Annotated in this window: 15 protein-coding genes; 12 read left to right on the plus strand and 3 right to left on the minus strand. The window is 60.8% G+C overall.

Annotated elements, in window-relative coordinates; translation table 11 throughout:
- Positions 1-62: 62 nt before the first annotated feature.
- The 3 genes from NW806_RS00915 to NW806_RS00925 form a co-directional block, all read right to left on the minus strand.
- Complete coding sequence (locus NW806_RS00915) at positions 63-1,397, minus strand: dihydroorotase (protein ID WP_414409663.1); 1,335 nt, start codon at positions 1,395-1,397, stop codon at positions 63-65.
- A gap of 10 nt (positions 1,398-1,407) precedes the next feature.
- Positions 1,408-2,766: a histidine phosphatase family protein gene (locus NW806_RS00920; RefSeq protein WP_414409664.1), complete on the minus strand. Its 1,359-nt coding sequence runs from the start codon at positions 2,764-2,766 to the stop codon at positions 1,408-1,410.
- A gap of 91 nt (positions 2,767-2,857) precedes the next feature.
- Positions 2,858-3,652: a class I SAM-dependent methyltransferase gene (locus tag NW806_RS00925; RefSeq protein WP_414409665.1), complete on the minus strand. Its 795-nt coding sequence runs from the start codon at positions 3,650-3,652 to the stop codon at positions 2,858-2,860.
- 28 nt (positions 3,653-3,680) lie between these two features.
- Here NW806_RS00925 and NW806_RS00930 point away from each other — a divergent pair, with 28 nt between their 5' ends.
- The 12 genes from NW806_RS00930 (at position 3,681) to NW806_RS00985 (ending at position 13,497) form a co-directional block, all read left to right on the plus strand.
- Complete coding sequence (locus NW806_RS00930) at positions 3,681-3,896, plus strand: hypothetical protein (protein WP_414409666.1); 216 nt, start codon at positions 3,681-3,683, stop codon at positions 3,894-3,896.
- 125 nt (positions 3,897-4,021) lie between these two features.
- Complete coding sequence (locus NW806_RS00935; RefSeq protein WP_414409667.1) at positions 4,022-5,437, plus strand: ABC transporter substrate-binding protein; 1,416 nt, start codon at positions 4,022-4,024, stop codon at positions 5,435-5,437.
- Between the two features lie 61 nt (positions 5,438-5,498).
- On the plus strand, positions 5,499-6,314 hold the full coding sequence (gene trpA / locus NW806_RS00940) for a tryptophan synthase subunit alpha (RefSeq protein WP_414409668.1): 816 nt from the start codon (positions 5,499-5,501) through the stop codon (positions 6,312-6,314).
- Positions 6,315-6,705: 391 nt separating this feature from the next.
- Positions 6,706-7,224 (plus strand): phycocyanin subunit beta, encoded by a 519-nt coding sequence (locus NW806_RS00945; protein ID WP_414393286.1) that lies wholly within the window; start codon positions 6,706-6,708, stop codon positions 7,222-7,224.
- Positions 7,225-7,344: 120 nt separating this feature from the next.
- Positions 7,345-7,833 (plus strand): phycocyanin subunit alpha, encoded by a 489-nt coding sequence (locus NW806_RS00950; RefSeq protein ID WP_414359365.1) that lies wholly within the window; start codon positions 7,345-7,347, stop codon positions 7,831-7,833.
- Between the two features lie 220 nt (positions 7,834-8,053).
- The gene (locus tag NW806_RS00955) at positions 8,054-8,299 is read left to right on the plus strand and encodes a phycobilisome linker polypeptide (protein ID WP_414393284.1); all 246 of its coding nucleotides are present in this window, start codon (positions 8,054-8,056) and stop codon (positions 8,297-8,299) included.
- Between the two features lie 64 nt (positions 8,300-8,363).
- Complete coding sequence (locus tag NW806_RS00960) at positions 8,364-9,155, plus strand: HEAT repeat domain-containing protein (protein ID WP_414409669.1); 792 nt, start codon at positions 8,364-8,366, stop codon at positions 9,153-9,155.
- 43 nt (positions 9,156-9,198) lie between these two features.
- Positions 9,199-9,840: a HEAT repeat domain-containing protein gene (locus NW806_RS00965; protein WP_414409670.1), complete on the plus strand. Its 642-nt coding sequence runs from the start codon at positions 9,199-9,201 to the stop codon at positions 9,838-9,840.
- A 42-nt stretch (positions 9,841-9,882) separates the two neighbouring features.
- Positions 9,883-10,608, plus strand: a complete 726-nt coding sequence (locus NW806_RS00970; protein WP_414409671.1) for a phycobilisome rod-core linker polypeptide — start codon at positions 9,883-9,885, stop codon at positions 10,606-10,608.
- A gap of 140 nt (positions 10,609-10,748) precedes the next feature.
- Positions 10,749-11,060, plus strand: a complete 312-nt coding sequence (locus tag NW806_RS00975; RefSeq protein WP_414409672.1) for a DUF6825 family protein — start codon at positions 10,749-10,751, stop codon at positions 11,058-11,060.
- Positions 11,057-12,778, plus strand: coding sequence for an ABC1 kinase family protein (locus NW806_RS00980; RefSeq protein ID WP_414409673.1), 1,722 nt, complete (start codon positions 11,057-11,059; stop codon positions 12,776-12,778). Before NW806_RS00975 ends, NW806_RS00980 begins: the two co-directional genes overlap by 4 nt.
- The gene (locus NW806_RS00985) at positions 12,778-13,497 is read left to right on the plus strand and encodes a Stp1/IreP family PP2C-type Ser/Thr phosphatase (RefSeq protein WP_414409720.1); all 720 of its coding nucleotides are present in this window, start codon (positions 12,778-12,780) and stop codon (positions 13,495-13,497) included. The genes NW806_RS00980 and NW806_RS00985 overlap by 1 nt, the downstream gene beginning before the upstream one ends.
- The last annotated feature ends 98 nt before the right edge of the window (positions 13,498-13,595 follow it).

A 13,595-nucleotide genomic window follows, 5' to 3' on the forward strand; every position in this document is an offset into this window, starting at 1 on the left:
TGGGGATCCCCTTCCTACCTCCATTGTCAAGCCAGGGGGAGGGCAATGTCTCCTTCTGCAGCTCAGCGCTTGCTCTCTTCCTCCACGTGGGTGTGCAGCACCCTGCCGCGTAGGGTCTTGCCCAGCCAGGGAGTGGCCTGCGAGTGGGAGCGGAGCGTGGCTGCCGAAACTGTCCAGGTATGGGCTGGATCAAAGAGCACCCAATCGCTGCCGGGCTCCAGGCTGGGCGGCTCCAACCCCAGGCAGCGGGCTGGGTAGAGGCTAAGGGCCGACCAGAGCTGTAGCGCCGTCAGCGCTCCCGTCTCCACCAGGTTCTGCCACAGCAGCGGCAGGGCCAGCTCCAGACCCATGGCCCCAGGGGGTGCGTCGGCAAAGGGCAGGGTCTTCTCCTCGTAGGTGTAGGGGGCATGATCGACGGCAATGCCCAAGCTGCCGCTGCGGATCCCAGCGATGAGGGCCTTCCGGTCGGCGGCGTGGGGAAGAGGAGGCAGTAGGCGCAAGTTGGGATTGTAGCCACTCTCGAAGACAGCTTCCTCAGACAGGAGGAGGTGCATCCAGGTGGTACTGGCGGTAACCGGCAGCCCCTCTGCCTGCGCCTGCTGGATAAGCTCCAGGCTGCGGGCCTGGCTGAGGCGCATCACATGCACTGGCGGCGGCGAGGGAACGCTGCGCAGCACTTCCAGGAGGCGGGCTAGGGCGGCGGTCTCGGCACTGGCTGGGATGCCCTTTAGCCCCAGCCGCAGGGCCCACACCCCCTCGTAGAGACTGCCCGAGCCAGCCAGGGTGGGATCCCAGGCCCAAACCAGCAGGGGCTTGTTCCAGGGCCGCAAGTACTCCAGAGCTTGTCGCACCAGGGCCAGGGAGCGCAGCGACTCTGCTCGCCCAAGCCGGGTCACAAAGCCAATGGCTCCAGCGCGGGCCAGCTCTCCCCAGGGGCTGGGAGCTTCTTCCCGCCCACCCAAGCTCAAGGCAGCCCAGGGCAGCCAGCGGGGATCCCCAGGCCGGCGACGATAGCGACCTAGCTGCTCTGGCTGATCCAGCACGGGAAAGGCTGCCGTCCCCGCAAGAGGAGTGGGCAGCAGGCCAACTTGGGTAAAGCCGCCTGCCCGCGCCGCTGCTGCCAAGGAAGTGAGAGTCTCGCGGCCAGCGGAGAGGCCATTGTTTCCCAGCTCGCCACTGGAGGTGTACAGGTCGATCAGGCCTGGGCCCAGCACCCAGCCGGCGGCGTCCAGACGGGGGATCTTGGCGGGGATTGCCGTTGCCTCGACAAGCAGGAGGCGGCCCCGACGTAGCCAAACGTCAGCCACGCCATCGCGCTGGCGGCAGGGATCCAACAGGCGTACCCCTTGGAGGCAAATGTCTGGCAAACCCAGGTCGGCAAGAAGAGGGGATCCCATCTTTTACCCCCTAGAGAGCGCCCGCCGTGGTGCAGTCGAAAATCTGGCCGGACAGGTGGGTGGTGAGGTTGAGCACTCTTAAGACTGGGGCACCCTCCTTTCCTTCCGGGTAGTCGATGACGGTAATGCCGCCATTGCCTTGCTTGAAGATCCAAAAGGCATGGGGAGAAAGGTCGAACAACTGGCAGATGATGGCTTTGTTGATGGCGTCGTGGGCTACCACCACTGCCGTACCTTCAGGAAACTGAGCAGCAGTAGTGGCCAAAATTTCCTCCCAGGCTGAGCGGGTGCGGGCCCAAACTTGGTAGAGATTTTCCCCGTTGGGCATCTGCACAGCCGCAGGATCCCGCTGCCAGCGCTCCAGCTCGCCGGGGTATTGGGCCTCCACCTCGCTCTGCAGCTTGCCCTCCCAGTCGCCGTGGCAGATTTCTTGCAGCTCCACCATTGGACGCAGGATGAGGTTGGGGTGGTAGCGGCAAATGGCATCAGCAGTAGCCCAGGGCCGCTTGAGGGGGCTGGAAAAGGCTAGATTCAGCGGCTGATCCGCCAGAAATTCGGCTACCTTGGCTGCCTGCTCCTCACCGGTGGCGTTGAGGGGGATATCCCGCTGCCCCTGGAAGCGTTGCTCCCGGTTCCACTGCGTCTCGCCATGGCGCACCAGCAGAATGCGCATCCCCTGCTTGCGCTGGGGCAGGGATTGGCCCAGATGGGCGGTGATGTTCCAGGATTCCAGTTGGGGTGGCCCCCCCAGGCCCTGGGGAAAGTTGAGGACGCTAATGGCACAGTTGTTTTGCCCCAGGCGGTGGTAGTGGACTGGCCCCAAGCCAATGGCCGTGCTGACCAGGGCACGGTTGAGGCCGCTGTGGCCGACGATAAGAACGTTGAGGGGATGCTTAGGATCCCCCCCCCGCTCTGAGCGGGGATCCGCCTGCACCTGCTCAGCCAACTGTTGCCAAAAGCGCTGGGCTTGCTGCCAGAGATCCCGCACTGGAAAGCGTCCCCCTAGCTCCAGCTCGTCGGGACGGTACCGCCATCGGGAGTACTCTTCTGGGTACTTTTCCTTCACCTCGGCAAAGGTCAGGCCTTCCCACTCCGTTAGGTCGATCTCCCGCAGCTGCTCGCTGATGAACAAAGGGACTCCCGCTCGCTCCTTGAGAAGAATGTGGGCAGTGTCGAGGGCGCGGGAGAGAGGGCTAGAGTAGACATAGTCCAAAGGGATCCCGGTCAGGACCTCAGCTAGCCGTTGCGCCTGCGCTTCTCCACTGGGGGTGAGGCGAGAGAGATCGGAGCGGCCTTGGATGCGGTTTTCGACGTTGAAGGTGCTCTCACCGTGGCGCACAAGCAGGATGCGCAGGGCAGGCTGAGCCATCGTTTGCACCGGTTGAACTCGAGAACACCTTCTAGAGTATCGCCTAGAGCCCCGCTGTGGGGTTTGGCTGGCCTCCCTAGAGATGAGCCGCTCACAAAGGGGTAAGCCGCGCTAGGAAAGCCCCCTCCGCCTCTTGGTAGAGAATTTGTCCTTGCCAGCCGTTGGCGTGGGCATAGTGCAGCAGGGTTTCCGGGTCCACAAAAAGCCAGGGGAAAGGATCCCCGCGCCGGCCGTTGTATTCAGCCACAAAGTTCACTACCTTGGTTTTTGCTTTCCCCCCCTCTAAGTCCCTAGGAACGGTCGGCTCTGGATCTGGCAGCAGATCCTCCAGAGGCGCCGAGTCGCCCTCTTCGCTGAAGTCGCTGAGCTCGGTGGAGTCCACAAGCAACTGGCCGGTGGGCTGAATCCAATGGCGAGCCCGGCACAAAAAACGCTCTAACCCCGCTAGGGATCCCAGTAGGCCAGCGCCGTTCATCAGCAACAGCAGCGTGTCGAAGGGCTCTTCCGGCCCTGCCCAGTGGAACAGGTCGGCAGCAATGCGGCAGCGCACTCCCCGTTCGGCCATGATCTGCAACGCCACGGGCGAGCGATCCAAAGCGGCCACCGCCAACCCTTCTTCCTGCAGCAGCAGGCTGTGGCGGCCTGTGCCAGCGCCCAGGTCCAACACCCGACCCCGACAGAGATCCAAAGCCAGGGCCTCCACCTCCGGCAGCTCTTGGGTGAAGAACACCTCGGGGGAGACCACCTGGGGCTTTTCCGCCAGAGGGATCCCCTCCAGACTGTAGGCGTACAAGCGCAGGGATCCCTTGGCCTCTCCTCGGTGCCAGTCCCATAGGGCTTGCTCTAAGGGATCCTGAAGTGGGTAATTCTCGACAGCCTTTATCATGGAAGGGGAAAGCTAAACCATTGACCCGATGGCCACCGTCGCCTTTCTCTACGGTGCCGCTATTGTCCTTTTGCTGATTGCAGCAGTGGTTTGGGCAACATCTCGGCAGTTCAATGTGGAGACCGAGACGCAGATCGGCACCTCGCCAGAAGAGCCCTCCGAGACCTCATCCGTTCCCATTTCCATTGTGGAGCAGCTAGAGCGCCAATACCGCAACAGCCCTTCCTACCGTCCCGATCCGTGACATACTCCCGCACTCATGCTGATGCATAGTCGGATAGAGATCCTTGGAAAGATGACTTTTGAGGATTCCTGAGGATACAAGCAGTGTCTTTGCTGGCCAAAAGCTAGCGTTTTCTCTCTCTATATATGGTTGCCAAGTCTCCACCACCCATTGTCTACATTGCCTTGGGGCTATTGCTACTCTGGGGCGGTCATCGCGCTTGGCAGGCGGGCTATGTTCGCTGGCCGGAAGGCATTTCTCTACCGCCAGTATCGCTGCCAGGGTTGGGGGGTGGAGCACAAGATCTGCTCCTGACCAGCGGCGAGCGCACCTTGTTTGCCGATAGCAGTCCCGCTGCCGTTGCCGCTGCAGAGCTGTTGCGCCAAGGTAACCTCAGCGCAGCCATCCCGGTGTTGGAGATGGGGCTGCAAAGCAACCGCAACGACCCAGAAGCTCGCATTTTCTTGAACAACGCCCGCGCCCAGCAGCAGGGCAGTCCCTTGAGCCTGGCGGTGGTGGTGCCCATCTCCAGCAACCCCAACCGCGCCAAAGAGACCCTGCGCGGGGTGGCGCAAGCTCAGGAGGAGCTTTTCCAACAGGGGGGAATCGGAGGACGGCTGCTGCGGGTAGTGATTGCCGACGATGGCGATAACCCTGAGCGAGCAGCAGCGGTGGCCAAAGCCCTGGTGGCGCAGCCTGAGATCTTGGGGGTGATTGGCCATAACACCAGCGACGCCACCCTGGCTGCAGCCGAGGTTTATCAGCCTGCCGGCTTGGCGATGATCTCCTCCACCTCCACCAGCACTCGCATCAGCATGCTGGGGGATGCCATTTTTCGCACCGTGCCCTCGGATCAAGTGGCCGGCACACAACTGGCCCGTTATGCTCTCAACACGTTGCGGCTGCAAAGGGTGGCCATCTTCTACAACCCCAACAGCGCTTACAGTACCAGCCTGCGGGACGCCTTTGCCTCCACCCTGACCAGCGAAGGGGGCATCGTGCTGGCGGAGTTCGACTTATCGGCGTCGGACTTCAACCCCCAGGCCAGCCTGCAAAGGGCCGTCGGCCAAGGAGCCCAGGTAGCTTTTTTAGCTCCCACGGCTTCCGTAGCCGAAAAAGCGCTGGCCGTAGCCCGCGAGAACGCTGTAGCTGGTAGGCCCCTTGCTCTTCTGGGCGGCGATGTGCTCTTCAGCCTCACCACATTGCAAGAAGGGGGAGCAGCGGTAGAGGGCTTGGTGGTGGCGGTACCCTGGCATCCCCAGGTGCCGCGCAACCGCGAGTTTGCCCAGAAGGCAGCCCAGCTCTGGGGAGGGCAGGTGAGCTGGCGCACCGCTCTGGCCTACGACGCCACCCGGGCTTTTTTGCGAGCCATCCAGCAGGGATCCCCCAGCCGTAGCGCTGTTCTCGCCGCCCTGGGCGACCCGAACTTCCGCTTGCCGGACGGCGCTTCCGGAGAAGTGCGCTTCTTGCCCTCCGGCGACCGCAATGCTCCCTATGTGCTGGTGCGGGTTGAGCCCGGCAACCGCTCCGGTACCGGCTACGATTTTGTGCCTCTCCCCTAGGGATCCCGGCAGACGCTACAGTGGGGGATGCTCTCAATCTCCTCAGAGTCGAATGGATCCCATGCCCACTCGGATCACAGCCTGCTTTCAGGCGCTGCGCAGCCGTGGTGAAGCAGCCCTCATCCCCTACCTCACCGCTGGGGATCCCAACTTGGAAACCACCTTTGAGGCTTTGCAGGTTCTGGATCAGAGCGGCGCCGATCTTATCGAGCTGGGGGTGCCCTACTCGGATCCCCTCGCCGATGGGCCGGTGATCCAAGCAGCAGCTAGCCGTGCTCTCCGGCGGGGCGTGACCTTGGGCGCCATTTTGCAGGGTCTGCGGGGCCTCTCGCTGCAGGCCCCTCTCATCCTCTTTACCTACTACAACCCCATCTACCAGCTCGGCATTCCCACCTTTGTGCAGCAGCTACGTCGGGCTGGCTGTGCTGGCTTAGTCGTCCCCGATCTACCCCTAGAAGAGGCTGAACCCCTGCGGGAAGCAACGCAGGCAGAGGGGATCGACCTCATCTTACTGGTGGCCCCCACCAGCCCCCCTGAGCGCATGAGGCGCATTGCCCAACACTCCAGCGGCTTCATCTACCTGGTCAGCACCACCGGCGTCACTGGCGAGCGATCCACTCTGGAGCAGCGGCTCCCCGCCTTGCTGCAGCAGTTGCGCCAATCCACCTCCCTGCCGATTGGGGTGGGCTTCGGCATCTCTACCCCTGAGCAAGCCCGCCAGATCGCCCTCTGGGGAGCAGATGCAGCCATTGTTGGCAGCGCCTTTGTGCAGCGGCTGGCCAGAGCTCCCACCCCTGCCCAGGGGCTGCAACAAATTGCTCACTTCTGCCGCGATCTCAAGGCTGCCCTGCAAGGAGTGGGAACTCCGCACCTTTGACGGCTGCAGCCGGAGCCCTCAAAGGGAATGAAACAAATATTTACATCCTTTTAGCCCCCTGCCGGCCAATTCCCTGCTCGCTGGACTCTAGAACTGGAAACTCGGCAGCCGACTAGACCTTTCGGTGTCGGCTTGTTTGTAAATCTTCACAAAATCCTCATCGCTCCCGCGCTATAAAATTGACCTGGATGCTCGGCTGTCTGAAGGTTGCAGGAGTTCTCGACCGATCTCAAACTCTGGGGCTTCAGTGGGGGAGTTTCAAGCAACCTCCACGGGATCCCCGGTTTTTGGGAAGCAGATTCCGCATCCAGCAAGGCTCGGTAGCTGGCTTTTGAGAGGATCAGCCAGTCGCTCATCCTTGACTTTGGAAAAAAACAAAAGGAGATCCATTATGCAAGACGCCTTTACCCGGGTGATTACTCAGGCAGATGCACGTGGGGCTTTTCTAAGCGAACAAGACTTTGCCCGTTTGGAAGCTTTGGTGGCAGAAGGCAACAAGCGCCTGGATGCCGTCAATCGCATGACCAGCAACGCTGCTCAAATTGTGGTCAACGCAGCCCGTTCTCTGTTTGCCCAGGAGCCAGATCTCATTGCTCCTGGCGGTAACGCCTACACTAACCGTCGCATGGCTGCTTGCCTGCGCGACCTTGAGATTATCCTGCGCTACATTACCTACGCCACCTTGGCAGGGGACAGCTCAGTGCTGGAAGATCGCTGCCTGAACGGTCTGCGAGAAACTTACATTGCCCTGGGGGTGCCCACCAGCTCCATGGCCAATGCCATTGCGGCCATGAAGAGGGAAGCCCTGGCCAAGATTATGGATCCAAACGGCATCACCCCTGGCGACTGCTCAGCAATCCAAAGCGAAGTGGCCAGCTACTTCGATAAGGCGGCTGCTGCCATTCTGTAAGGTATCTCGGTTTTCGGCGAGGGTCAGTTTCTTTCATAGCCAGCCGAGAATCTAACGGGGCAGTAAAGGAGCTGCCTGTTGGTTGCTTTTACTAACAGTCAACGTATTGAGGAGTTGCAAATGAAAACCGTTATCACCGAAGCAATTGCCGCTGCTGACAATCAAGGGCGCTTTCTCAACGCCAGCGAGCTGCAGGCGGTGAGCGGTCGCTACCAGCGGGCTGCTGCCTCCCTAGAAGCGGCTCGGGTGTTGACCCAGAACCAGCAGACGCTGGTGCGCGAAGCGGTGCAGGAAGTGTTCAAGCGCTTCCCCTACTTGAGCCAGCCGGGTGAAATGGGGCATGGCGAGGTCTTCCAGGCCAAGTGTGCCCGTGACATCGGCTACTACCTGCGCTTTATCACCTACTCGCTGGTTGCCGGTGGCACTGGTCCTCTCGATGAATACCTGGTGGCCGGTCTGCGGGAAGTGAACCGCGCTTTTAACCTTTCCCCCAGCTGGTACATTGTGGCTCTGCAACACATGAAGAGCCGTGCTCTGGGCATGCTGAAGGGCCAAGCGGCCAATGAAGCTGCCATCTACTTCGATTACGCCATCAACGCCCTTAGCTAGGGGAGGCTAAGCTAGGGCTCCTTAGGCAGGGGAGCAATTCCTTCTAGCAGTTTGCCTGGCAGGCAGCAGCCTGGAGAAAGCCGGGTTGCTTGCCTGCAGGCTCAAGCCAGAGGGAAAGCATTCCTAAACTTGCTGCAAAGCAGCTTGATAGCGCTTTGGAAAAGCTCCTTTTTGCCCATGCGACTTTGATAAGCGGGAGTGTTAACAGCGGGGGAAAGCCATGTTTGGTCAAAGCACCAGCAGCCCGGAAGCTCTAACAGAAGCCGGTAGCCGGGTTTACAAGATTGAGTACACTGGCCTCCTTAACCCGCCCGATGCCCTGACCACCTCAGCGAAGGTACGCCGCAGCACCGCTACGCTTACAGTTCCCTACAGCCGGCTGTCTGCTGAGATGCAGCGCATTCTCCGGATGGGTGGCAAGGTTCTCCGGGTTACTCCTCTTACGGGATCTCCTACTTCCCAGTGAAGGATCTGGCTGCGCTGGAGCGTGGCTCTGGGCAAGCAGTCGTTGAGAGAGCTGCCCTAGTTTCATGAACGGTTCGGCAACAGCTCGCATAGCCTCCAACACGGCGGTGCTGCCCCAGCAGCTTACCTGGGAGCAGGCAATAGCCTGGCTGCAAGGAGACGATCCGCAGGATCGCTACTATGCAGCCTGGTACTTGGGCACGATTCGCGAGGCGCGGGCAGTGGAGCCTTTGCTATTGGCGCTGCAGGACGAGCGGGATCGCACAGCGTTGGGAGGCTATCCGCTGCGGCGCAGTGCCGCTAAAGCTCTAGGGCAGATTGGCGATGTCCGGGCGGTACCTGGGCTAATTGAGGCGCTTAGCTGTAGCGATTTGCTGGTGCGAGAGGAGGCGGCCTACGCTCTAGCCCAGTTGGGAGACAGGCGAGCGGTGCAGCCTCTTTTAGCTTTGTTAAGGTCGCAAGAGGAGCAGCCTTGGGAGGCTTTCATTGAGGCGCTGGGCCACCTCAACGCCACAGAAGCGGAAGCAGCCATTCGGCCCTTCTTAGATCACCCCTCAGAAAGAGTGCGCTCGGCAGCAGCTTGGGTACTCTATCGCTTTACCCAAGCGGAGGAGCTGACCCAGATTTTGGTGGCGCTGCTAGCCCACCCTAACTTTAGCTTGCGCCAGGCGGCCCTCTTTGATCTGGCTGAATCGGGCTGGCTGGCGGGGGCATCCCCGCTGGCAACCGCCAACGTAGCCCTCAACCTGCGCCTCAATGCTTTAAAGCGGCTGTTTGACGTGGCCTTGCAGTTGGGGTGGGTGCCGCCAGATCAGGTGGCAGCGGCAATTATCCCCCAGCTGGACAAGCTGTTTTAGACCTGGAACCTCTAACCTTACTACCTTAGCTTCTAGGCTGGTCATGTCCTCTTCATCAGCTGCACAAGGGCTTCCTCCTGCTGTGGCCCAACTGGCTACCCAGCTGGAGCAGGCCACTTCAGAGGCAGAGCTGCTAGGGGCGGTGCGAGCCCTGGGATCCCTAGGACAGGTAGAAGGGATCCCCCTGCTCATTCGCGCTTTTGGCTTCAACCGTCCTGCTGTAGGGGAGGCGGCTCTGGAGGAGGTGCTGCGCTTTGGAGAAGCGGCAGTACAGCCCTTGCTGGCCAACATTGACGGCTTTGACTACGGGGCGCGGGCCTACTCGGTGCGAGCTTTAGCCCGCATTGGCCATGGGGATGCCTACCCCTTTTTGGTCGAGGCCATTGTGGCCGATTTTGCCCCCAGCGTGCGGCGGGCAGCAACGCGCGGGCTGGGACGGGTGGCTGCCCAGCGACCCCTGTCCGATCAAGAGCAAGCTTTGCAGCTACTGCGGCGATGCCTGGGGGATGCCGATTGGGGAGTGCGCTATGCCGCCGTTGCAGCCCTAACGGATCTAGCCCGCCTGGGAGAACTTTCTCTGCGAGCTGCTGCCGAGGCAGCCCTTCAGATAGCTTTGCAGGATGCGGATCCTCTGATCCCTCTCCGCGCTCGCCTAAGCCAGCAGGAACTGGCTAGGGAGGCGTAGGCTCTCTTCTTTGTTGTTTGTTTCTTGTTAGGAGCACAGCCCATGTCTCTTCCGTTGATTGCCGATCGCCCCACTACGCAAAACGAGCGGGTAAACCGCTACTTTGTACCCAGCGACGAAACTCCCCCCGTCTACCGCCCCGATGACCCGGCGGGCATTGAGAATGTTATCCGCGCTGCCTACCGCCAAATCTTCAGCGAGCACCTGATGCTGGAGAGCTACCGGCAGAAAGCGCTGGAATCCCAGCTGCGCAACGGGGCAATTTCGGTAAAAGAGTTTATCCGGGGCCTGGGCAAGTCGGAGGTCTACCGCAACTTGGTCATGGTTCCCAACGACAACTACCGCTTCGTTGAGATCACCTTCCAGCGCTTCCTGGGTCGGCCCACCTACAGCCAAATGGAGCGCATCAAGTACTCCATCATTCTGGCCACCCGCGGCTTAGACGGCTTTATCGACGCCATTGTCGATAGCGAGGAGTACGACGCTGCTTTTGGGGACGATGTGGTGCCCTACCAGCGCCGCCGCCTTTCGGAGAAACCGACCAACTTGGTTACCCCCCGCTACGGAGCCCGTTGGCGGGATATCTCCGGCGTGAGGCCCTCGGCTCGGGAGGTGGTGCGCACCTATCGGGTTGTTCGCTTGCCTAAGCCCGGCGATCCGGAGAACTTCCTCAACATGGCTCGCATGCTCAACCCCAAGCCGGCAGCGCGGCAAAACATTAGCGTCTTCGATCTGAAGATCCCCGACATGACCACCAACCGTCGCTAGCCCTAGACAAGCTCTCTAGGACAATTGCTTGCGGGACTGCCGGGCCGATGCTCCGAGGCTGTTTGGCTGGGGGGGCTCGGCAGTTCGGTTGCGGCAAGATTCGTTATAATCTGGGTGATGCTTCTTAACACTTGGGCTGCATGAGGAATCCCGTTGTGCGAGCTTTTTTCGTCGGCAAAGCAGTGGCCGATGTTCTGCGCGAGCGTTGGGAAGGCGCTCTTGCCGACCTTGCTGCGGAGGTGGGCAAGCTGTGGGCAGAGCTGCAGGAGGGCTGGCAGACTTTTGCCCAGGATGTCATGGCCCGAGCTGAGGCGGAAGCATCGCTAGCTACCCAAGAGATGGCCTCGTCCACCTACAAGGTGGAGGATTTGCAGGCAACTCTAGATGACCTGCGGGCCGAGGTGGCGCAGCTACGCTCTGAGTTGCAGAAGTACCGGAATCGAAGCGCTTGAAGGCAAGCACAGCAAAGGGATCCAAGCCTGCTAAGCCCTATACCGCCTACCGGTGGGCCCGAGAGAACTACAGCCGCTGGGGCCGTCTTTTCGACATCTGGCGCTTTGTGCTGACCTGGCTCTTCTATCTCTGGCTGGATCAGCAGGCCTGGAGCTATGGGGGGCAGCCCACGCCAGAGCGAAAGGCTAAACGCCGCCGCGCCCGAGCCATTTGGATCCGCGAGACGTTGCTCCACCTCGGCCCTACCTTTATTAAGGTGGGGCAGTTTTTCTCCACCCGCGCTGATCTCTTCCCCTCCGAGTACGTCGAGGAGCTGTCCAAGCTGCAGGATCAGGTGCCCGCCTTTGGTTACGAACAGGTGGCGGCCATCGTGCAGCAGGAGCTCGGCAAGCCCATTGAGCAGATTTACAGCTACTTCGATCCCACCCCTTTGGCAGCAGCCAGCTTGGGGCAAGTGCATCGCGCCAAGCTGAAAAGCGGCGAAGAAGTGGTGGTGAAGGTACAGCGACCGGGCTTGGTGCAGCTATTTACCATTGACCTGGAGATCGGTCGCGGCATTGCTGAGTTTTTTCAGCACCACACCCCGTGGGGTGGAGCGGGCCGCGACTGGCTTGGCATCTACGAAGAGTGTCGCCGCACCCTCTGGGAGGAGGTGGACTATCTCAACGAGGGCCGCAACGCCGACACTTTCCGCCGCAACTTTCGCGACATGCCCCAGATTGCTGTTCCCAAGGTGTACTGGCGCTACACCTCCCCCCGTCTGCTGACATTGGAATACCTGCCAGGGATCAAAATTAGCGACTACGAGGCACTGAGCGCGGCGGGATTGGATCGCAAGGCTTTGGCCCGCTTGGGGGCGGAGGCCTATCTGCGGCAACTGCTCAAAGACGGCTTTTTCCACGCCGATCCCCACCCTGGCAATATTGCCGTCAAGCCAGATGGCACGCTGATCTTCTACGACTTCGGTATGATGGGGCGCCTTCGTCCCGGCATCAAGGAAAAACTGGCAGGTATGCTGGCAGCGGTGGTGGCCAAAGATGCCGAGCAGGTGGTGGCCCTGTTGGTGGAGCTGGGTGTTCTAGTACCCACTGCCGATCTGGCACCAGTACGCCGCTCGGTGCAGTACCTTCTGGATCACTTCCTAGACAAACCCTTCTCCAGCAAGCTGGATAAGATCTCGGTGGCGGCCATCAGCGAAGACCTCTACGAGCTGGCCTATGAGCAGCCGTTTCGCTTCCCCGCCACCTTTACCTTTGTCCTGCGAGCCCTCACGACCCTGGAGGGGCTGGGAAAAGGGCTGGATCCAGAGTTTAACTTTATTGAGGTGGCCAAGCCTTTTGCAGAGGAGCTCATGAACAGTAGCCACCCCGAGAGGGAAACCCTGCTGGCTCGGGTCAGCCGCCAGGCGGTAGAGTTTACCAGCACCAGCCTCAGCCTGCCCCGCCGTCTGGAGACGGCCTTAAGTAAATTGGAACAGGGGGAGCTGCGCCTGCGGGTTCGCTCCAGTGAGACGGAACGCCTGCTGCGTCAGCTCAACTCGACGGGCTGGGGCACCACTTACGCGGTGCTGTTTGCAACTTTTTTTCTTAGCGCCACGCAGCTATTTTTGGCTGGGCATGCTACTTTAGCGATTGTCGCCCTGGCCTTGGCTGTCTTGGCTGCCGCGGCGCTGCTCAGGGTACTCTTAAAGGCAAAGGAATTGGATCGGCTGAGGTGATGCGACGCTATGCTGGCGCTACGGATCCGGGCAAGGTTCGCAGCGGCAATCAGGATGCTTACTACTGCGATCCGGAAGGTCGCTACTTCATCGTTGCCGATGGCATGGGTGGACATGCAGCAGGAGCCGTAGCCAGCCAGCTGGCAGTTGAGACCATTCGAGCCTATTTGGATCGAGGCTGGGAGATGGTGCCGGCGCCCAAGCTCCTTAGCGAAGCAGTGGAAGCCGCCAACGAGGCCATTCTCAAAGATCAGCGGGAAAACCCGCAACGGGCAGACATGGGCACCACTGTGGTGGTGGCGATGGTGGATCCCAAAAACAATTGCTGGAGTGCTCACATCGGCGACTCCCGCCTCTACCGCCTGCGCGGATCCCAGCTGCAGCAGATGACGGAAGATCACACGCTAGTCGCCCGCTCGGTTCGCCAGGGGGAGTTAACCCAAGAGCAGGCCCGCATCCACCCCTGGCGGCACATCCTTGAGCGCTGCCTGGGCCGGCCTGACACAGGGCCACCTGCTATCCAACCCATTACCCTGCTTCCTGGGGATCGCCTCCTGTTGTGCAGCGATGGACTAACCGAGGAGCTGGACGACGAAGTCATTGCCGAATATTGCTTGAAGGTGCCAGACTTGGAGCAGCTTGTCCTCGAGTTAATCGAGGCAGCCAAAGAGCGAGGAGGTCGGGACAACATCACGGTCGTTGTTGCCGAGTACGCGTGACGTCCTCCCCTCAATCAAGGTTGGCCTTACCCCAAAATCCAACGAGTGGGAGTTGCGCTGGCAGTGAAAAGCAGGGGCTTGCCAGTCATCTCCCCGGC

Origin of the sequence: Synechococcus sp. W65.1, from assembly GCF_047461615.1 — a bacterium.
Classification (GTDB): Bacteria; Cyanobacteriota; Cyanobacteriia; order Thermostichales; family Thermostichaceae; genus Thermostichus.